At 70.4% G+C, this 20134-nt stretch carries 17 protein-coding genes; 8 read left to right on the top strand and 9 right to left on the bottom strand.

Annotated features, from left to right (window positions below; genetic code table 11):
- Positions 1–27 precede the first annotated feature (27 nt).
- Together mptB and AB0M54_RS08865 are read left to right on the top strand one after the other, a co-directional pair.
- Positions 28–1593 carry a polyprenol phosphomannose-dependent alpha 1,6 mannosyltransferase MptB gene (gene mptB / locus AB0M54_RS08870; RefSeq protein WP_364469961.1) on the top strand — a complete coding sequence of 522 codons (1566 nt, stop codon included), beginning with the start codon at positions 28–30 and terminating at the stop codon, positions 1591–1593.
- A complete protein-coding gene (locus tag AB0M54_RS08865; protein WP_364469959.1) occupies positions 1590–2759 on the top strand; it encodes a glycosyltransferase 87 family protein in 1170 nt (389 codons plus the stop codon). The genes mptB and AB0M54_RS08865 overlap by 4 nt, the downstream gene beginning before the upstream one ends.
- Here AB0M54_RS08865 and AB0M54_RS08860 read toward each other — a convergent pair.
- The gene (locus AB0M54_RS08860) at positions 2692–3717 is read right to left on the bottom strand and encodes a LacI family DNA-binding transcriptional regulator (protein WP_364469957.1); all 1026 of its coding nucleotides are present in this window, start codon (positions 3715–3717) and stop codon (positions 2692–2694) included. The genes AB0M54_RS08865 and AB0M54_RS08860 overlap by 68 nt on opposite strands.
- 240 nt (positions 3718–3957) lie before the next feature.
- On the opposite strand from AB0M54_RS08860, the gene AB0M54_RS08855 reads away from it, so the two are divergent.
- The 5 genes from AB0M54_RS08855 (at position 3958) to AB0M54_RS08835 (ending at position 8990) form a co-directional block, all read left to right on the top strand.
- Entirely contained in the window at positions 3958–5241 is a 1284-nt protein-coding gene (locus AB0M54_RS08855; protein ID WP_364328091.1) for an ABC transporter substrate-binding protein, read from the top strand.
- 69 nt (positions 5242–5310) lie between these two features.
- Positions 5311–6294: a sugar ABC transporter permease gene (locus AB0M54_RS08850; protein ID WP_364328094.1), complete on the top strand. Its 984-nt coding sequence runs from the start codon at positions 5311–5313 to the stop codon at positions 6292–6294.
- Entirely contained in the window at positions 6291–7169 is an 879-nt protein-coding gene (locus AB0M54_RS08845; protein ID WP_364328096.1) for a carbohydrate ABC transporter permease, read from the top strand. Before AB0M54_RS08850 ends, AB0M54_RS08845 begins: the two co-directional genes overlap by 4 nt.
- A 103-nt stretch (positions 7170–7272) precedes the next feature.
- Entirely contained in the window at positions 7273–8202 is a 930-nt protein-coding gene (locus AB0M54_RS08840; protein ID WP_364469955.1) for an ATP-binding cassette domain-containing protein, read from the top strand.
- On the top strand, positions 8199–8990 hold the full coding sequence (locus AB0M54_RS08835) for an ABC transporter permease (RefSeq protein ID WP_364469954.1): 792 nt from the start codon (positions 8199–8201) through the stop codon (positions 8988–8990). Before AB0M54_RS08840 ends, AB0M54_RS08835 begins: the two co-directional genes overlap by 4 nt.
- On the opposite strand, the gene AB0M54_RS08830 is transcribed toward AB0M54_RS08835, so the two are convergent.
- A complete protein-coding gene (locus tag AB0M54_RS08830) occupies positions 8916–11999 on the bottom strand; it encodes a BTAD domain-containing putative transcriptional regulator (RefSeq protein ID WP_364469952.1) in 3084 nt (1027 codons plus the stop codon). The genes AB0M54_RS08835 and AB0M54_RS08830 overlap by 75 nt on opposite strands.
- Positions 12000–12123: 124 nt before the next feature.
- Between AB0M54_RS08830 and AB0M54_RS08825 the strand changes: the two genes are divergently transcribed.
- Positions 12124–13173, top strand: coding sequence for a LacI family DNA-binding transcriptional regulator (locus AB0M54_RS08825; RefSeq protein ID WP_364469950.1), 1050 nt, complete (start codon positions 12124–12126; stop codon positions 13171–13173).
- Here AB0M54_RS08825 and AB0M54_RS08820 read toward each other — a convergent pair.
- Genes AB0M54_RS08820 through AB0M54_RS08790 form a run of 7 tightly spaced genes read right to left on the bottom strand, consistent with a single transcriptional unit; the run spans position 13166 to position 19972 of the window.
- On the bottom strand, positions 13166–14023 hold the full coding sequence (locus AB0M54_RS08820; protein ID WP_364469948.1) for a sugar phosphate isomerase/epimerase: 858 nt from the start codon (positions 14021–14023) through the stop codon (positions 13166–13168). The genes AB0M54_RS08825 and AB0M54_RS08820 overlap by 8 nt on opposite strands.
- Positions 14020–15072, bottom strand: coding sequence for a Gfo/Idh/MocA family oxidoreductase (locus AB0M54_RS08815; RefSeq protein ID WP_364469946.1), 1053 nt, complete (start codon positions 15070–15072; stop codon positions 14020–14022). Before AB0M54_RS08815 ends, AB0M54_RS08820 begins: the two co-directional genes overlap by 4 nt.
- Positions 15065–15892 (bottom strand): sugar phosphate isomerase/epimerase family protein, encoded by an 828-nt coding sequence (locus AB0M54_RS08810; RefSeq protein WP_364469944.1) that lies wholly within the window; start codon positions 15890–15892, stop codon positions 15065–15067. The genes AB0M54_RS08815 and AB0M54_RS08810 overlap by 8 nt, the downstream gene beginning before the upstream one ends.
- A gap of 6 nt (positions 15893–15898) precedes the next feature.
- Positions 15899–16852 carry a Gfo/Idh/MocA family oxidoreductase gene (locus AB0M54_RS08805; protein WP_364469942.1) on the bottom strand — a complete coding sequence of 318 codons (954 nt, stop codon included), beginning with the start codon at positions 16850–16852 and terminating at the stop codon, positions 15899–15901.
- Positions 16852–17715, bottom strand: a complete 864-nt coding sequence (locus tag AB0M54_RS08800) for a carbohydrate ABC transporter permease (protein ID WP_364328122.1) — start codon at positions 17713–17715, stop codon at positions 16852–16854. Before AB0M54_RS08800 ends, AB0M54_RS08805 begins: the two co-directional genes overlap by 1 nt.
- A complete protein-coding gene (locus tag AB0M54_RS08795) occupies positions 17712–18638 on the bottom strand; it encodes a sugar ABC transporter permease (RefSeq protein WP_364328125.1) in 927 nt (308 codons plus the stop codon). Before AB0M54_RS08795 ends, AB0M54_RS08800 begins: the two co-directional genes overlap by 4 nt.
- A 2-nt stretch (positions 18639–18640) precedes the next feature.
- The gene (locus AB0M54_RS08790; RefSeq protein ID WP_364469940.1) at positions 18641–19972 is read right to left on the bottom strand and encodes an extracellular solute-binding protein; all 1332 of its coding nucleotides are present in this window, start codon (positions 19970–19972) and stop codon (positions 18641–18643) included.
- Between the last annotated feature and the right edge of the window lie 162 nt (positions 19973–20134).

The following is a 20134-nucleotide window of genomic DNA, read 5'->3' as shown; positions in this document are numbered from 1 at the left end:
CGCGCCCACACGCCGCCGACCCTACCGGTGGTTGCTTCACGTCACGGTAGGGTGGCCGCCATGCCCGGCCCCGCAACCCTCCGCTATGGGGGACTGGCCGGAAGCCTGCTGCTGGCCGTGGCCGCCTACGTCCGCGGCGCCCACACTCCGTGGTCGCCGCCCATGACCGCCCGCACCATCCTCTCCGGCGCCGACGGCCGGCTCGTGCCGCTCTGCTGGCTCGCCGGGACGCTCCTGCTCGTGGCGGCGTGGTGGCTCGGCCGCCACCGGGTGCCGTCGCTGCGCTGGGCCTACGTGACGGCCGCGCTGTGGGCGCTGCCGCTGCTGTTCGTGCTGCCGCTGGGCAGTTACGACGTCTACTCGTACGCCTGCCAGGGCTGGGCGCTGACCGCCGGCCACGATCCCTACGCGGCCGGCGTGGCCGCGTACCAGTGCCCCTGGCTCGACGCCGTCGCACCCACCTGGCGCTCCTCGCCGGCCCCCTACGGCCCGGTCTTCCTGCTGCTGGCGGCCCTGACCACGGTGGCCGGCGGTTCCCTGACCGGCACGCTCGCCCTGCTCCGGGTGATCGCCGTCCTCGGCGTCGTCCTGCTCGCCGCCGGCCTGCCCGCCCTGGCCCGCCGCCACGACGTCGACCCCAGCCGCGCGGTCTTCCTGGCCGTGGCCTGCCCCTTGGTCCCGATCCACCTGATCTCCGGCGCCCACAACGACGCCGTGATGGTCGGCCTTCTCATGGCCGGCCTGGCCCTGGTCTTCCGTGAGCGACCGGCCTGGCTGCTCGCCGCCGGTGCCCTGATCGGCCTGGCCGGCGGCGTGAAGGCGACCGCCCTGGTCGTGCTGCCCTTCGTCGTGCTGCCGCTGCGCCGGAACTGGTGGGTCGCCCTGGGCGCCGTCCTGTCGCTGGGCCTGGCGTCACTGGCCTCCGGGCTGGGTTTCGGCTGGCTCTTCGCGCTGGCCGGCAGCGGCGTCTCGGTCCAGTGGACGTCCCCGCCCACCGCCGTCGGCATGACCGCCTCCCTGCTCGGCGCCGGTGACACCGCGATCACGGTCGCCCGCCTGGTCGGCCTGGCCGCGCTGGCGCTACTGCTCATCACCCTCTGGTGGCGCTTTGCTCTGCGCACCCATACTCACCCCCTGGTCGTGCGCCAAGGGTTGCCGGAGAGTGCGCAGGTCAGGGGGGCTGAGGCGGTTGATCCCGACCCGGAAGTGCCGGTGGGTGCGCAGGCCGGTGAGAGTCATCAGCGCCGGCCGGCTCGCACGAACACGCAGGTCAGCGCGAGACGCGGCGTTGTCGCGCGCCTAGAGGTGAGTATGAGTTCGCAGAGCAAAGGGGCCGGGCTGGCGTTGGTGACTACCGTGGCGCTGGCGCCGGTATTTCACCCCTGGTATCTGACGTGGCCGCTGGCGGTGCTCGCGGCGACGCTACGCAGGGACACGCGGTGGCTGGTCGTGCCGTGTGCGGTGGCGTCGGTGCTGTGTCTGCCGGATGGTTACAACCTGGCGCTGGCCGCCAAGGCGCAGGGCGCGATCGCGATGACGGTCGTGGTGGTGGGTGTGGTGGTCTACGCGGTGCGGCGGCGGCGCCGGTCATGAAGAAGCGGGTCGCCGCCGTCGCCGGCCTGGCGGTGGTCACGCTGGTCGTGCTGTGGCTCAGCGAGCGGCGGAACACCTGGTTCGACGCGCGGGTCTACTACGGGGCGATCAACTACTGGTTCGACGACGGCGGGATGGTCTACGACTTCCTGCGGCTCAACTCGCCGTACGGCTTCACCTATCCGCCGTTCGCGGGGCTGGTGATGGCGCCGATGGCGGTGGTGCCGTTCCCGGTGGTGCTGGTCGTCACCACGGTGGCCACGGTGGGCGCGACGGTGTTGCTCGTGCGCTGGCTGAGCCCGGACAAGGGCTGGTTCGGGCCGGCGGTGGGGGTCGGGCTGGCGCTCTGCTTCGAGCCGGTGCGCGAGACGATCACGCTCGGGCAGGTCAACATGGTGCTGCTCGTGGTGGTGGCGGCGGATCTGCTGTTCGGGCTCAGCGCGGGGCGGCGCTGGGCCGGCGTGGGGGTCGGGCTGGCCACCGCGATCAAGCTCACGCCGGGGGTGTTCATCGTCTATCTGCTGGTCACGCGCCGGTGGAGGGCGGCCTTTACGGCGATGGGTACGGCCGTCGCGGCGACCCTGGTGGCCGCGGCGATCTTTCCGGATCAGTCGCGGGAGTTCTGGACGGCCGCGCTGTGGGACACCGATCGGGTCGGCGATCTGTCGTATGTGTCCAATCAGTCGCTGCGGGGCTTCGTGGCGCGGTTGCCGTTCGAGGGCTCCGCGACGTACATCTGGATCTGTCTGGTTTTGATCGCACTGGGGTGGTGGGTGTGGCGGGTCCGGAGGGCTGATGTCGTCGGCGGGCTGGCGCTGACCGGCGTGCTGAGCTGCCTGATCAGTCCGGTGACCTGGGTCCACCACTGCGTGTGGCTGCTGCCCGCGCTGATCCGTTGCCTCAGCGGCGGAGGCGAAGGCGGAGCTGGCGGAGGCGGCGGAGGCGAAGGCGGAGGCCGCGGGCGCGGGGTCAAGGCGCTGGCGGTGAGCGCCTATCTGGTGATGACGTCCCGCCTGCTGTGGCTGTGGGAGAACCCGCCGCGGCCGCCGGTGGAGCTGGTCGGGAGCAACCTGTACGTCTATTTCTCGGCCGCGCTGCTCATCTGGACCCCGCCGGTGGCGGCGCCGTGCTCCCGCGTGGGATCAGGTGAGCTGCGCCGGCCCTGAGGTGGCCGACGTTGTCGCCGGCGATGGTGGCCAGCAGCTGGCGGGCGGCGTGGGCGCCGTACTCGGCGATGTCCCGTCGCAGCGCGCTCAGCGGCGGGTGGACCAGGCTCGACAGGGGCGAGTCGTCCCAGGCCACGATCGACAGGTCGGCGGGTACGCCGATGCCGAGCTCCTGGGCGACGGCCAGCCCGGCGACGGCCATCACGTCGTTGTCGTAAATGATTGCGGTGGGCCGGTCGTCCCCGGTGAGCAGCCGCCGGGTGGTGACGCTGCCGCCCTCGCCGGTGTAGTCGGAGAAGACCGAGACCGCCGACTCCATCCCGACCGTGGCGCAGACCTCCTCGAACGCTCGCGTCCGGGTCTGCGTGTGCAGCAGCTCGGGCATGCCACCGACCCGGGCGATCCGCCGATGTCCGAGAGTGGACAGATAGCGCACCACCTCGGTGATGGCGGGGGCGTCGTCGGACCAGACCTGGCTGATCGGCCCGGTGTCGCCGGGCCCGCCGATCACCACGGCCGGCAGGCGCAGGTCCCGGAGCACCGGGATGCGGACGTCGTCGCCGCGTAGGTCGGTGACGAACACGCCGTCCACCCGGCGCTCGCCCCACCAGCGCCGGTAGACCGCGATCTCGTCGGCCGGGGTGGACACCACCTGGATCGTCAGGGCGAAGCCGCGCGCCGCCAGCTCGGCCTCGAACCCGCTGATCAGGCGCATGAAGAAGGTCTCGACGGCGAGGATCTCGGCCGGCCGGCAGAGGGTCATGCCGACCGCGCAGGCGCTGGCGCCGGACAGCGCCCGGGCCGCGTTGCTGGGGTTGAAGCCCAGCTCCCGGGCGATCGCGACGATGCGCTGCCGGGTCGCGTCGGAGACGCCGCGCCGTCCATTGAGGGCATAGGAGACGGCGCCCTTGGAGACCCCGGCCCGTTGGGCGATGTCGGCGATCGTCGGCCGCTTCATGTGATCTCCCCCGAACCCGTATGGCCTGGTCACTTGACCGATTAAGTGGCTCAGGCCACAACACTAAGGGTCATGTAGCGGTGGGGCAACGCCGGATTTATCCGCCTTACCGAGCACCAGAGGTCATCCGGACATCGTGCTGTAACGCGGTATTGACACCGATCGACGGGCGTCATACGGTCGCGCCACTTACCCGGTTCAGTAACGTCGTTCGGCTCATTGCTCCAGGGGGAGGCCCACATGGGACGGTTCGGTACACGAGGCGGCGCGCTGGTGCTCGTGACAGCGCTGGCGTTGTCCGGCTGCAGCGGCGAGAAGCTGTCGGGCGGTGGTGGCAGCGGCGACGCGACCGCCGGCGCCGTGACTCTCAAGGTCAACTTCTGGGGTGACTTCGGGCTCAACGACCTGAAGGCGCAGTACGAGAAGGAGCACCCGAACGTCAAGATCGTGCTCAACTCGGGCGAGTTCAACGCCCAGCACGAGGACCTGCAGAAGAAGCTGGTCGCCGGCAACGGCGCCCCGGACGTCTCGGCCATCGACGAGGGCTTCGCCGTGCAGTTCCGCGGCCAGTCCGACAAGTTCGTCAACCTGCTCGACAAGGGCGCAGGCTCGTACCAGGCGAAGTATCTCGACTGGAAGTGGAAGCAGACGCTGTCCCCGGACGGCAAGACCCAGATCGGGCTCGGCACCGACGTCGGCGGCCTGGCCATGTGCTACCGCAGCGACCTGTTCAAGGCGGCCGGCCTGCCCACCGACCGGGCCGAGGTCTCCAAGCTCTGGCCCGACTGGCCGTCGTTCATCAAGACCGGCCAGAAGTACACCCAGGCCACCGGCAAGAAGTTCATCGACTCGGCCAGCAACATGTTCAACCCGGTGATCGCCCAGCAGCCGCAGGGCTTCTACAACGAGCAGGACCAGCTCCAGATGGACGGCGGCCCCAAGGTCGCGTTCGACGTGAGCATGCAGGCGATCAAGGCCGGCCTGTCGGCCAACCTGGTCAGCTTCCAGCCCAACTGGGACCAGGGCTTCAAGAAGGACCAGTTCGCGGTGCTGGCCTGCCCGGCGTGGATGATCGGCCACATCCAGGAGACCGCGCCCAACCAGAAGGGCAAGTGGGACATCGCCTCGATCCCCGGCGGCGGCGGCAACTGGGGCGGCTCCTTCTGGACCATCCCCAAGCAGGGCAAGAACGTCGACGAGGCGTACAAGTTCGTCGAGTGGATGGTCCAGCCGGCGCAGCAGATCTCCATCTTCAAGAAGGTCGGCAACCTGCCCTCGCAGCCCGCGCTGTACAAGGATCCGGCGGTGCTCGACTACAAGAAGGAGTTCATGAGCAACGCGCCCACCGGCCAGATCTTCGCGGCCACCGCGGAAAGTCTGAAGCCGCAGTATCTGGGCAAGAAGAACGGCCCGACCCGGGTCGCGGTGGAGAACGTCATCACCCGGGTGCAGCAGGGCAAGCTCTCGCCGGACGCGGCGTGGCCGGTCGTGGTCAAGGAAGCCGAGAAGGCCGCCAAGTCCTGATCGACGACCGTGGCGGGGCGGCCTGAGGCCGTCCCGCCCCTCCGCGACGTGAAGCGAAGGAGCGAGCCCGTGACCCTCACCCGCACCGACCCGCCACGCCAGGCCGAGCAGCAGTCGCCCGAGCCGAGGCGAGCGCGGAACTGGCTGCACCGCTTCGACATGAAGCGCACGCCGTACCTGCTGATCGCGCCGTTCTTCCTGTTCTTCGCGGTCTTCGGCCTGTTCCCGATCATCTTCAACGGCGTCGTGGCCCTGCGGACCTGGCGGCTGGACGACCCCGGCCAGGACGGCTGGGCCGGCCTGGACAACTTCGCCAAGCTGCTCGGCGACTCCGACTTCTGGAACGCGCTGCTGAATACGTTCGGCATCTTCGTGCTGTCCACCGTGCCCCAGCTGCTGATCGCGCTGATGCTGGCCAACCTGCTCAACCGCCGGCTGCGGGGCACCACGTTCTGGCGGATCGGCGTGCTGCTGCCGTACGTCACCCCGGCCGCCGCCTCGACGCTGCTGTTCTCGGTGTTCTTCGCCCGCGACAACGGCATGGCCAACTGGTTCCTGTCCCTGGTCGGGTTCGGGACCGAGAACCCGATCGACTGGCGGGCCGACAAGTGGAGCTCGTGGATCGCCATCGCCACCATGGTCAACTGGAAGTGGATCGGCTACAACGCGCTGCTCTACCTGTCCGCGATGCAGTCCATCCCGAAGGACATCTACGAGGCCGCGGCGGTCGACGGCGCCGGGCCGTGGCGGCAGCTCTGGCGGATCACGGTGCCGATGATCCAACCGGTCGTGATCTTCACCGTGGTGCTGTCCACCATCGGCGGCCTGCAGCTGTTCAACGAGCCGATGCTGTTCGACGCGAACCCCCAGTCGGCCAGCGGCGGTTCGGACGGGCAGTTCCAGACCATCGCCCAGCTGATCTACCAGGTCGGCTGGAAGAACCTCAATCTCGGGTACGCGGCCGCGATGTCCTGGGCCCTGTTCCTGATCATCCTGATCGTGGCCGGCGTCAACGCGCTGGCCACCAACCGGCTCAGTGGAGGCCGTCGATGAGCACGTCCCAGCTGGTCCGGCACGGCCGCGAGATCGGCCGGGCGCCGCAGGACACCCGTGGCACCTGGAAGACCTACCTCTCGCTGACCGCGATCCTGCTGATCTCGGCGTTCCCGGTGTACTGGATGTTCGTCATCGCCACCAGCACCGAGGAGGCGGTCTCGCAGATCCCGCCGTCGGTCGTACCCGGCACGCAGCTGCTCGCCAACCTGCGTGAGGTCTTCACCCTGCAGGACGTCTACTTCACGGCGTCGCTGATCAACAGCGCCATCGTCTCGTCGGTGGTCACCGCGTCCGTGCTGTTCTTCTGTTCCCTGGCCGGGTTCGCCTTCGCCAAGCTGCGCTTCCGCGGCCGCAACGGGTTGATGATCGTGGTGATCCTGACGCTCACCGTGCCCAACCAGCTCGGCGTGGTCGCGCTGTACATCCTGATGGGCAAGCTGGGCTGGAACGGCACCCTGCTCGCGGTGATCGCGCCCGGGCTGGTCACCGCGTTCGGCGTCTTCTACATGCGCCAGTTCATCCTGCAGGCGGTGCCGGACGAGCTGGTCGAGTCGGCCCGGATGGACGGCGCGCTGACCATGCGGGTGTACTGGAGCATCATCCTGCCGGCGATCCGCCCGGCCCTGGCCGTGCTCGGGCTGCTCACCTTCGTGGCCACCTGGAACGAGTTCCAGTGGCCGCTGATCACGCTCAACGGCACCGAGTTCCCGACCTCGATGGTGGCCCTGTCCGACCTGGCCAGCGGCAACTACGTGATCTACCGGCGGGTGCTGGCCGGCGCGTTCGTCGCCACCGTCCCGCTGATCGCATTGTTGCTGCTCGGTGGCCGGCAGATCGTACGCGGGATCATGGAGGGCGCCGTCAAGTCGTGAAAGCACCATGCTGACCTGCACTGACACGACGCTGATGTCCGTGTCAGCGCCGTGTCAGGCGGTCGGCGCACTCTTCTCCCGTCGAACTCACGAGGGAGAAATCATGAACCACGCGATCGTCGCCGAAGGGCTGGTCAAACGCTTCGGCGACACCACCGCCCTGGACGGCGTCGACCTCGAGGTCCGCAGCGGCACCGTGCTCGGGCTGCTCGGCCCGAACGGCGCGGGGAAGACCACCGCGGTCCGTCTGCTGGCCACACTGATCCGGCCCGACGAGGGCCACGCCACGGTCGGCGGTTACGACGTCGTCCGCCAGGCCCACCAGGTCCGCGGCCTGATCGGCCTCACCGGCCAGTACGCCTCGGTCGACGAGACGCTGACCGGCGCCGAGAACCTGATCCTGATCGGCCGCCTGCTCGGCATGTCCCGCCGGGACGTCAAGGCCAAGGCGCGGGAGCTGCTCGACCGGTTCCGGCTCGGCGACGCCGCCGACAAGGCGGCCGGGAAGTACTCCGGCGGCATGCGGCGACGCCTCGACCTCGCGGCCAGCCTGGTCGGCGCCCCGCGCCTGCTCTACCTGGACGAGCCGACCACCGGCCTCGACCCACGCAGCCGCAACGAGGTCTGGGACATCGTCCGCGGCCTGGTCGCCGACGGCGTCACCGTGCTGCTCACCACCCAGTACCTGGACGAGGCCGACCAGCTGGCCGACGAGATCGTGGTCATCGACCACGGCCGGGTGATCGCCACCGGAACGGCCGACCAGCTCAAGGCCCGCACCGGCGCGCAGACCGTGACCGTGCGCCCGATCGCCGAGGACGAGCTGGAGAAGGTCGCCGCCGCGGTCGAGTCGGTCGCGGCCGGCCCCATCACCCGGTCGTCCGGCCTGGTCACCGCGCCGGTCACCGACCCGGGCGCCCTGGCCCACCTGGTCCGGCGGCTCGACGAGGAGAACCTGCTCGTCGCCGAACTGTCCCTGCGCAGCCCCAGCCTCGACGAAGTCTTCCTGACCCTGACCGGTGGTACGAAATGACGACTCTGGCCGCGGAACCCCGCGTCACCCCGATCCAGGGCGTCCGGCACACGCTCACGCTGGCCTGGCGGACCCTGGTGCAGATCAAGCACAACCCGTTCGAGCTGATGGACTTCAGCGTGCAGCCGGTGATGTTCCTGCTGCTGTTCACCTACGTCTTCGGCGGCGCGATCTCCGGCTCGCCCGGCGACTACCTGAAGTTCGGGCTGGCCGGGATCATCGTGCAGAACCTGCTCTTCGCCACCATGAACACCGGCGTCGGGCTGAACACCGACCTGACCAAGGGCGTCTTCGACCGGCTGCGGTCGCTGCCGATCGCCCGGTTCGCGCCGCTGGCCGGCCGGATCGTCGCCGACGTGGTGAAGCAGGCGTGGGCGGTGGCGCTGCTGCTGATCGTCGGCGTGATCCTCGGCTTCCGGTTCGGCTCCGGCCCTCTGGACGTACTCGCCGCCTTCGGTCTGCTGTTGTTCTTCGGTTTCTGCGCCTCGTGGATGTCGGTGCTGGTGGCGATGCTGGTGAGCGCGCCCGAGAAGGTGCAGATCTTCGGGTTCGCGCTGCTCTTCCCGCTCACCTTCGCCAGCAACGCGTTCGCGCCGACCGCGACCATGCCCGGCTGGCTGCAGGCCTGGGTGAAGGTCAACCCGGTGACGGTGCTCGCCGACGCGGTCCGCGGCCTGCTCAACGGGGGCGACGTGTCCGGCCCGGTGACCCAGTCACTGCTCTGGGCGTGCGGCTTCCTGGTGGTCTTCGCCCCGCTGTCGGTCTGGGCCTTCCGCCGCCGGGTGTAGGCCGGTCGCCTCCCGGATGGTCGCCGGGGTGACCCGCAGACCCTCGTCGTAGCAGGCCTCGAAGCCCGCGTCGCCCAGCGCGGCGCGGGCTTCGGCGGTCAGCCGCCCGACGTCCGGCAGCGAACGGTCGAGCGAACCGCGGATGCCGTCGGCCGCGCCCAGCAGCAGGGCCGCCCGTCGCGCGTCACCCTCCCGCAGCACCAGGTCGGCGCATCCGGTCAGGACGAGCGCCATCACCGGCTGGTCGGACGAGGTGACGGCCAGCTCGACCGCCTCGGTGTGCAGCCGCCGGGCCAGGGTCAGGTTCCCGGCGGCGGCCTCGATCAGCCCGCGGGCTGATCGGGCGATCGAGGCGAACTGCGGCGCGAACAGGCCGGGCGGCATCTGCTTCATCGCGCGGCCGGCGTGCTCCCGCGCCGCGTCCAGGTCACCTTCCAGCCGGGCCAGGGTCGCGGCGGCGTACTCGACCGAACCCATCACCTCGGCCAGCCCGATCGCCTCCGCGGACTCCCGCGCGTCCTTGACCATCCGCCGCGCCTCGGCGCGGTCGCCGGCCATCCACAGCTGATGGGCCAGCTTCACCTGCACCTGCGGGATGTCCTCGCGGATGCCCACCTCGCGGATCAGCCCGATCGCCTCCCGCTGCCAGCGCACCGCCTGCGCGAAATCGCCCTGGGCGGCGGCCAGGTCGCCGAGCTGGCTGAGCGAGAACCCGATGCCCCAGCGCTCGCCGATCGACCGGAAGATCTCCAGCGCCGTACGCAGCTCGGCGGCGGCCTTCTCGACGCTGAACCCGAAGTTCAGCATCAGCTGGCCGTTCATCATCCGGGCCGTCCCGCGCAGCCACGGATCGTCGGCGTCGAAGAGCTCGGCGAGCCTGTCGAACGCGTGGGTCTCGGCCGCGGCCTGGAACATCGCGCTGATCGGGACGACCATCCGCAGCGCCGAGTTGACCGTCGTGTCGCCGGTCACCAGCCGCTCGGCCTCGCGGAACCAGGCCCGCACGTCGGGCATCGGCGCCGCGCCCTCCAGGCCGTTCATCGCGGCGAAGGCGAACGCCGTGGCCCGGTCCTCGCGATCGGCCTCGCCGGTCATCGCCAGCACGTCCCGGGCCATCATCGAGCCCTCGGCCCGGTGCCCGCTCAGCCACCAGTACCAGCCGAGCCGGGCGGCCAGCGCGAAGGCGGTCGCGGCGTCGCCGGCGTCGACCGCTCCGCGCAGGGCGGCGTGCAGGTTGTCGTGCTCGGCGTTCAGCACCGCCAGCCACTCCAGCTGCTCGGCCCGGCGCAGGTGGGGTTCCGCCGTCGCCAGCAGCTCGCCGAAATGGGCCGCGTGGGCGCGGCGCATCGGCTCGACCTCGCCGGCCTCGGCCAGCCGCTCCAGCCCGTACTCGCGGATCGTCTCCAGCATCCGGAACCGGCCGGCCCGCAGCACCAGCAGCGACTTGTCGACCAGGGCGCCGAGCACGTCGATGTCGGTGCCGCAGACCCGTTCGGCCGCGGTCACGTCGGCGCCGCCGTGGAACACCGAGAAGCGCCGCCACAGGGTGCGTTCCGGTTCGGTCAGCAGCTCCCAGCTCCAGTCGACCATCGCGCGCAGCGTCTGGTGCCGGGGGAGGGCGGCGCGGCTCCCGCCGGTGAGCAACCGGAAGCGGTCGGCCAGCCGGTCCGCGACCACGCCGGGCGGAAGGGTACGCAGCCGCGCGGCGGCCAGCTCGAGGGCCAGCGGCATGCCGTCCAGCGCGCGGCAGATCGTCTCGATCGGCCCGGTGGTCGCCGCGTCCAGGGTGAGCCCCGGCCCGGCCCGGTCGAGCAGCAGCCGGACCGCCGGGAACCCGGCCGCCACCTCGGGCGGCGCGCCCTCGGGCGGCAGCCGCAGCGGCTCGACCGGCCGCAGCCGCTCACCCGGCAGGCCGAGCTGCTCCCGGCTGGTGGCCAGCAGCCGCAACCCCGGCGCGGCCCGCAGGATCGCGTCGGCCACCCGGGCCACGTCGGCGATCAGGTGCTCGCAGTTGTCGAGCAGGATCAGCATCTCCCGCCCGGCCAGCGCCTCGCAGAGCCGGGTCAGCGGGTCGACCGTCGCCTTGTTCGAAAGGACGAGGCTGCGCAGCCGCAACGCGGTGAGGACGGCCGAGGGGATCTCGGCCGGGTCGGTCAGCGGCGCCAGCTCGACCTGCCACACCTCGCCCCGGACGCCGGCCCCGGCCTCCATCGACAGCCGGGTCTTGCCGCTGCCGCCCGGCCCGGTCAGCGTGACCAGCCGGTGCCCGGCGACCAGGGCGCGGATCTCCCGTACGTCGTCCTCCCGGCCCACGAAGCTGCTCACCGACGCCGACAGGTTCCCCCGGGGCTTGCCCCGGAGCAGCTCCAGGTGCAGTTCGGCCAGCTCGGCCGCCGGATCGGTGCCCAACGTGTCGGCCAGCCGCTGCCGGAGATCGGCGAAGACCTGCACCGCCCGGCCCGGCAGCCCCTGGTCGGCGAGCGCGCGCATCAGCAGCCCGGCGAACCCCTCGTCCAGCGGATGCCTGGCGACCAGCGCCTCCAGGGCGACCGTGACGTCGGCGCCGCGCCGCACCTGCTCGGCCAGGACGGCCCGGTGGGCGGTGCGGCGCGTCTCGGTGAGGCTGGTCGCCTCGGCCCGGGACGCCTCCGGGAAGTCGAGCTCGCCCCGCCACAGCGCCAGCGCCTCGGCCGGCCGCGCCGAGGCGAGCCGCATGAACCGCACCGCGTCGATCCGCTCCGGGTCGATGACCAGGCGATAACCGGTCGGGGCGGTGTCGATGACCAGCCCGGTGCGGCGCAGCCGGGAGACCAGCGCCTGCAGGGCGTTGCCGGCCGCGGCGGGTGGATCGTCGCCCCAGACGGCGTCGATGAGCCGATCGGTGGACAGCACCCGATTGGCGTCGAGGGCGAGAACAATCAGCAGGGTACGCAGGCGCGCGCCGGCCACCGGCACCGTCCCGCCGGTGTCGGCACGCACCTCGAGCGGCCCGAGCACCCCGATGTCCACGGGTCCGATTCTGCCCTGCCGGCCCCACCGCGTCGCCGTAGGTCCGACCCGGGCCGGTCGCGGCCCGGCGGTGCCGGTTTCCGAGGTGTTGCCCGCGCGTTGCGAGGCGTTCATGATGAGCGCCATGCCGGGGCGCCCGACCATCTATGACGTGGCGGCCGAGGCGGGCGTGGCCGCCTCGACGGTGTCCCGTGCCTATTCCAAGCCGGGGCGCGTCCACGCGGACACCGCCCAGCGCATCTTCGAGGCGGCCGAACGTCTCGGCTACCGGGCCGCGCCCGCGCCGGCCACGCGCCCGCCGGCCGAACGCCAGAAGGCCATCGGCCTGGTCGTCGCGGACGTGACCAACCCGTTCTACGGCGACATCATCAAGGGCGCCTACGAGGCCGCGCGTGAGGCCGGCTACCAGCTCATCCTGACCCACACCAACGAGTCGCCGGAGGTCGAGCGGGAGAGCATCGAGCACGAGCTGGCCCAGGTCGACGGCATCGTGATCGCCAGCTCGCGGATGTCCGACTCGGCGTTGCGGATGGTGGCCAAGCAGAAGGCCGTGGTGCTGCTCAACCGGATGATCCCCGAGGCCAGCTGCGTGCTGAACGACAACGACCGGGGGATCCGGCTGGCCGCGGAACATCTGGCCGCGCTCGGCCACGACCGGATCGTCTACGTCGCCGGGCCGGAGACCAGCTGGTCGGACGGGGTGCGCTGGCGGGCGCTGCGGGAGGCGGCGGCCGACCTGGGGCTGGAGGCGCGGCGGGTCGGCCCGAACGAGCCGAACGTGCTGGCCGGGCTGAGCGCCGCCCGCCGGGTCGCGCGCCTGGAGGCGACGGCCGTGATGGCGTACAACGACCAGCTGGCGATCGGCATCGTCAAGGGGCTGCGCAAGCTCGCGGTACGGGTGCCCGAGGAGGTGAGCGTGGTCGGGTTCGACGACATCACGTACGCCGAACTGGTCGAACCGCAGCTCACCACCGTCGCCTCACCGCTGTACCGGATGGGCCTGACCGGCGTGCAGAACTGCATCGCGGTCGCGCTGGGCGCCGTGCCCAAGGGGCCGCCGCTGGTGCTGCCGATGCGCCTGGTCGTGCGGCAGTCGACGAGTCACCGCGGGCGGGCCGCCGGCGCACCGGCCCGCGGCGTCCCCAGGCCGTCGAAGCCGGCCGTGCTCAGGTGACGCGCCCGGCCAGGAACGATCGCGCCCATTCGTACGAGATCCGGTGCGATTCCGCCTTCGACTCGACGCTGGGCTCGTCCACCTCGATCATGAAGTCGCCGTCGTAGCCGGCCGGGATCGCGTCCAGGACGGCCGTGAAGTCGACGGTGCCCAGGCCGGGCTCGGCCCACAGCCGTTTGGTCGCCGCCAGCTCCGGATAGCTGAGGTCGGGCAGGCCGGCCAGCGGGAAGACGTCCTTGATGTGGATGCCGCCGAGCCGGTCGGCGTAGCGCCGGATGAACGCCGCCGGGTCGACGCCGGCCCAGGCCAGGTGGCCGGTGTCGGGGCCGGCGCCGATCAGGTCGGGCCCGAGGTCGTCGAGCAGCTTGGTGATCTCGTCACCGGTCTCGAAGACCCCGCCCACGTGCGAATGATGCAACGGCCAGATGCCTTCGGTACGCAGCACGCGGCAGACCGCCCCCACGTTCTCGATCGCTCGGTCCAGCCGGCCCGCGTCGAAGCCCGTCCCCACGGCCGGGCGGGCGATGCGCTCGGGCCGGGCCATCGACGACACCATCGTGCGGTCCAGCCCGAGCGCGGCCTGCTGCGCCCCGAAGCGCTTGGCCTTCTCGAGCTCCACGGCCATGTCCACGGTCTCGTCGAACGGGGAGTTGAACAGGCTCAGCGCGGGGGAGAGGCCGTAACCGGCGATCCACTCCCGGTATTCGCCGACGGTCATGCCGTCCGGCACGTCGGCCTTGGTCGCGGTGAAGCCGATGGCCTGGAAGTCCCGGAACGCCTCCTCGAAGACCTCCCGGGTCTTGCCCGCCTTCGACCAGTACGGGATGGGGTTGGCGGCGATGCGGCTCACTGTCGTCCTCCGTCCAGGGCCACCGGTTTCCCTGTGCGCGCGGATTCGTACACCCCGGTGATCACGCCGATCGAGCGGCGGTTGGTGACCAGGTCGACCCGGAGCTCCTCGGTGCCGTCCAGGGCGGCGAGGAAGTTCTCGTACTGCGACCTGTGCGCATCGGACAGCATTCCCGGGTCGCTGCCGGCGGTGGGGACTTCGCGTGCTGTGTTCGTACCCATCAGACGTTCTTGGGGGTTTTCGCCCTCGGCCGTGACCTGGAAGAACACCAGCTGGTCGTTGTCGATGACGGCCGAGCCGCGGTCGCCGTGCACCTGGAGCCGCGCGCTCAGGCCCGGGTAGGCCGCGGTGGTGGCGTGGAGCATCCCGAGCGCGCCGCTCTCGAAGCGCACCACCGCCGCGGCCACGTCTTCCACCTCGATCCGCTGATGGGCCAGGGTGCCGGTGTACGCGAACACCTCGACCGGGTTGCCCAGCGCCGCGACCAGCAGATCCACCGTGTGCACACCCTGGTTCATCAGCGCGCCGCCGCCGTCCAGCGCCCACGTGCCACGCCAGTCCCCGGAGTCGTAGTAGCTCTGCCCGCGCCACCAGTCGATCGACGCGATGCCCGACGTGATCCGGCCGAGCTCGCCGCGCGCGATGGCGCCGAGGACCTGCTCGGTGGACGGGTCGAAGCGGTGCTGCGAGATGACCGTGACCAGCTTGCCGGCCTTCTGCTGGGCCGCGATGATCTCGTCGGTCCGGGCCACGGTGACCTCGGCCGGCTTCTCCACGATCACGTGCTTGCCGGCCTCGAGCGCCTCGATCGCCAGCTCACCGTGCTTGCCGGTCGGGGTGCAGACCACCACGACGTCGATGTCTTCGGTGTCGATCGCCTGGCCGAGCTCTTGAAAAGCACGCCCGCCGTGCTTCGCGGCGAGTTCCGCCGCCTCCTCCGGGATGACGTCGACCACGGCCACCAGCTCGATCCGGTCGGCGAGCTGGGAGATCACCTTGCCGTGGTGCTTGCCGATAACGCCGGCGCCGACCACCGCGGCCTTACGCATACTCGATCCCCTCAGCGGTGAGCAGGCCGGTGAAGGCCAGCCAGGCCCTACGGAAGTTGTCCGGTCCGGAGAAGCCGCCGGTGGCGTGCCCCTCGGCCAGGTGCGGTTCGAGCGAGAAGAACCCGTCGAACCCGTCGTGGCGCAGCGCCTGCATGGTCCGCGCCACCTCGCCGTCGCCCTCGCCGGCCGGCACCACCGTGCCGTCGGCGGCCAGGGCGTCCTTGATCTGCACGTACTCCAGGTGGGGCCGCAGCACCGCGTAGCCCTCGGTGTACGGCTTCACGCCGACCTGCACGAAGTTCGCCGGATCCCAGGCCAGGCGCAGGTGCGGCGAACCGACCGAGCGGACGATGTCGAGGCACCGGCGCGGGATGTCGCCGTAGATCTCCTTCTCGTTCTCGTGCAGCAGGATCAGGTCGGCCTCCTCGGCCACCCGGGCCAGCGCCCGCATCCGCTCGATCACCTCGGCCCGCTTCTGGTCGGGGTCGGTGCCGGGCGTCTGGAAGAACGAGAAGATCCTGATGTACGGCGCGCCGAGGAAGTGGGCGACCCCGGCGGCGTGGCGCATCCGCTCCAGGTGGGGCGGGAAGTCGTCGTCGATGTGGATCTTCCCGATCGGCGAGCCGATGCTGGAGACCCCGAGGTCGTGCCGGGCCAGAATCGTCTTCATCAGCTGAAGCTGCTCGTCGTCCAGGTCGAGGATGTTGACGCCCCAGGCGCTGCGCACCTCGATGTATCTCAGGCCCAACTCCTTCGCCACCTCGCACTGCTCGTCGAGGTCGGGTGAGATCTCGTCGGCGAAGCCGGACAAAGTCCACATCGGACGTTACCTCCTGTAGAGCTGATCAATGAGCCGGAGGCTCTTCGTGCCCTCGGCCGGATCGATCCAGAACGGGCCTGGGTCGTGCAACGTGCGGTAGAAGTCGGCGATCAGCAGCTCGTGCGACGCGCCCCAGTAACTCTTCGAGCCCGGGCCGGCGCGCCGTTCCGCGACGTGCTCCACGCGGCCGTCGCGATGGGTGATCGTCAGGCCGTCCCGGATCAGCAGCGTCGCGTCGCCGGTGACGATCTCGATGGTGACCGGGGAGTCGACGGCGTTGGTGGTGGTCGCGAAGAGCACGCTCGTCCCGCCGCCGGCGTGGGTCAGCCGCGCGTTCGCGGTGTCCTCGACGTCGATGGCGTCGACCTCGCCGTAGTGGCCGACGTGACCGCTGACCCCGGTGACGTCGCCGAGCAGCCACTCCAGCAGGTCCAGCGTGTGGATGGCCTGGTTGATCAGGACGCCGCCGCCGGCCCGCTTCTTCTGGCCGCGCCACGGCGCGCTCGCGTAGTAACCGCTGTCGCGATGCCATAGCAAAGTTGCTGTAGCACTGAGGTTCGGCGCCTTTGCTGTAGCATCCGGCGTTCTTTTTGCAGCGCCCGGCGTGATCACCTTGCGGGCCGCCTGGACGGCGGCGTTGTAACGGTTCTGGAGGCAGACACCGACCTTGAGGCCCGGCGCCCGCGCGGCCGCGGCGATCACCCGCTCGGCCGCCTCGACCGTGTCGGCCACCGGCTTCTCCAGCAGCACGTTGACGCCGCGGTCGAGGCAGTCGACGACGATGTCGGCATGGGTGTCGTGCGGGGTGCAGACGTGCGCGACGTCCGGGCGTACCTCATCGAGAAGTTTCCTGTAGTCATGGGTCGTGGCGCCCACCAGCTCGACCTCGGGCAGGGCGTCGATCGCCGCGAGATGCACCTTCGAGATCGTGCCGAGACCGATCACCACCGCCCGTGGCACTACTTGACCCCGCCCGCGGTCAGCCCGCCGACCAGATAACGCTGGAACAGCAGGTAGAGGATCACGACCGGAGCCGCACAGATCAGCGCCGCCGCCATCATCTGCGAGTAGACCGGCAGCGCCCCGCCCTCCTGGGCCGAGCCGAAGATCTGCAGCGCGACCGCCGCCGTGTGCGTCTCGGGGCGGGTGAGCACCGAGGCGAACAGCACGTCGTTCCAGCCGAGCAGGAACGCGAAGATGCCGGAGACGACGATCGCGGGCAGGCTCAGCGGGATCACGATCCGCCAGAGCACCACCAGGGTGGACGCGCCGTCGGTCCGCGCCGCCTCCTCCAGTTCGCGGGGCAGGCCGCGCAGGTAGGTGACCATCACCCAGGTGGAGAACGGCAGGGCGAAGGTCAGGTACGCCACGAACAGGCCCCAGCGGGTGCCGATCACGGTCAGGCCCAGGTAGTTGCCGGCCGACGAGAACAGCACGAACACCGGGAGCAGCATCAGCGTGCCCGGGATCGACTGGAGCCCGACCAGGCCCCGCAGGATCGTCAGCCGGCCGAGGAACGAGTACCGGACCAGCACGTACGCGGTGCTCGTACCCAGCAGCGCGGACGCGACCGCGGTGGCCGCGCAGACGATCAGGCTGTTGACGATGCCGGTGGACAGGTCGGCCGTGGTCCAGATCTTGGAGTAGCTCTCGCCGGTGAACGAGCTCGGCCAGAACTCGCCGCTCGCCACCCCGACGTCCGAGTTGAGCGAGGCCAGCACGATGTACGCCAGCGGCACGAGCACCATCGCGCAGAGCAGCACGGTGATCGTGACCAGCAGCGGGCGGGGGAGCAGACGCTGCGCCTCGGCCTGGGCGGTCATTTGTCCACATCCAATCTCACTGCCCGCAGGTAGGCGTAGAGCGGGATCGCGATCAGGATCAACGAGATCACGGCCATCGCGGCGCTGAGGCCGAACCGCAGACCCTGGAAGCTGGTCACGTAGACGAGCATCGGCATCACGTTGACGTCGTCCGGGGCGGGCGCCCCGAACAGCACGAACGGCAGCGTGAAGTTGTTGATGTGGTTCAGGGTGGCCAGCAGGCAGGCGAGCAGGACCGGGCCCCGCAGGTAGGGCAGGATCACCCGGGTCAGCTTGGCCCACCAGTTCGCCCCGTCCACCGCCGAGGCCTCGTGCACCTCGTTGTCGACCGACTGGAGGGCGGCCAGCGCCATCAGGTAGATGAACGGCCACGCGGCCCAGATCTCCACCAGCACCAGCGTCCAGTACGAGTTCGGGCCGCTCAGCCACAGCGTGCTGCCGAGGCCCAGCGTCTCGTTGACGATGCCGTCCGGTTGCAGCATGGTCCGCCAGACCGAGGCCACCACGAACGACGGCAGCACGTACGGGATCAGGAAGACCGCCCGGACCAGGGCCCGGCCCCGGTACGCGTTCTGCGTGACCAGGGCGGCCGCGATCCCGATGGGCACCGTCACCGCCGTCGACAGCACCGCGAAGGACACGCTGAGCCAGATCGACTTCGGCAGGCCGGCCTCGAACGACTCGACGTAGTTGCCGATCCCGATGAACGGGGCCTCCACCCACCGGCGCAGCGTGTACTGGTCGAGGTCGATGAGGGAGATCCACAGGGCCAGCAGCAGCGGGATCAGGATGATCAGCGTCATCAGGAGCCCGCCGGGGGTGAGGAGCCACAGCGGACGCTGCCGCTCGCTCACCTTCTTCCCCGGCTTCGCGTCCTTGCTCCCCGGCTTGTTCCCCGGCGGCGCGGCGGTCACGGCGCTCATGGCTACTTGGCCCGGTCCAGGGACGACTGGGCCTTCTTCTGCGCGTCAGCGATGCGGCCGTCCAGGGTCGCCGCGGACACCGGGCCCTTGGCCAGGTCGGGCAGGGTCTGCACGGCCACGTTGGTCAGCGCGAGCTGGATGTCGGCCCAGGCGCCGGTGAACGGGGTCGCCACCGACTTCTGCGCCGCGTCGGTCAGCGGGGCCAGCTTCTGGTCCGACTTCAGGGTGTCCAGCGCCGCCGCGTTCGCGGGCAGGTTGCCGAACTTCTTGTAGTAGTCGAGCTGCTGCTCCTGATCGGTGACCAGCTTGACGTACTCGAAGGCCAGGTCCTTGTTCTTCGAGTAGTCGGCGACCAGCAGGTTGTCGCCGGAGAGGATGCTCGCCGCCTCGACGCCGTTGGCCGGTCGGCTGGTGGCGCCCGGCGGGACGGTCGGCAGCAGCGTGAACGCCCACTTGCCCTTGACCGCGCCCTGGTCCAGCGAGTTGATCGCGGTCGCCGTGGTCAGCGCGAAGTAGCCGGTCTTGCCCTTGGAGAACGCGGCGACGGCCTGCGGGTTGGTCCAGCCGATGGCGGCCGGGTCGACGACCTTGTCGGTGGTCAGCCAGCCGAAGTACGTCTCGTACGCCTTCTTCACCGTCGGGTCCTGCAGCTTGGCCGTCTTGCCGTCGATCAGCGGGTTGCCGGCCTGGGTGGACATGCCCCAGACGAACTTCCACGGGTCGAAGTTGTCCTTGTACGCGATCGCCAGGCCGTACTGGTCGCCCTTGGTGAGCTGCTTGGCCTGGGCGGTGAGCTCGTCCCACGTGGTCGCCGGCTTGTCGATGCCGGCCGCCTTGAGAAGCTCGGTGTTGTACGCCATCACGAACGGCCGGCTCACCCACGGGATGCCGACCTGGTTCTGGTCGTCCGGGCCGGAGATGCCGAGCGTCGCCGGCACGAACTTCTCCTTGCCGCCGATCTTCTTCCACTCCTCGTCGCCCAGCTTCACGAACGCGCCGGTCGAGTAGGCGGTCGGGGTGAACGTGGTGCCGACCGCGTACACGTCGGGCCCGGAGCCGGCGACCACCGAGGTCTGGATCTTGGTCAGCTCGTCGTTCGCGGAGGCGAACGTCTCGAACTTCACGTCGGCGCCGGTCTGCGCCTTGAACTTGTCGCTGATCGACTTCTGCCAGGCCGCGAACTCCTCCGGGTACTGGGTGTTGGCGCCGATCAGCACGTTCAGCGTCTTGCCCGCGCCGTCCCCGCCGCCGCCCTCGTCGTCGCCGCCGCAGGCCGTCATCGCGGCGACCAGCACGGTGGCGCCGGCCAGCGCTATCGCTCTTCCGTAACGCATCGCTATGTTCTCCGTTTCGCTTCTTCGCCGCGGTCCGCCTGCCGGTCCAACAATCCCGCAGTGACCGACATCACTGTTACGAGCTGGTTTCCGGAATGGCAATTGGTTGCCATCAGTTGCCATCGCGCCCGTGGCAACAACTGGCAACCGCTTGCTGTGCGT

This window comes from Actinoplanes sp. NPDC051470 (genome assembly GCF_040682035.1).
In the GTDB taxonomy this organism is placed as follows: Bacteria; Actinomycetota; Actinomycetes; order Mycobacteriales; family Micromonosporaceae; genus Actinoplanes.
This window is presented reverse-complemented; position numbering and strand designations above follow the sequence as displayed.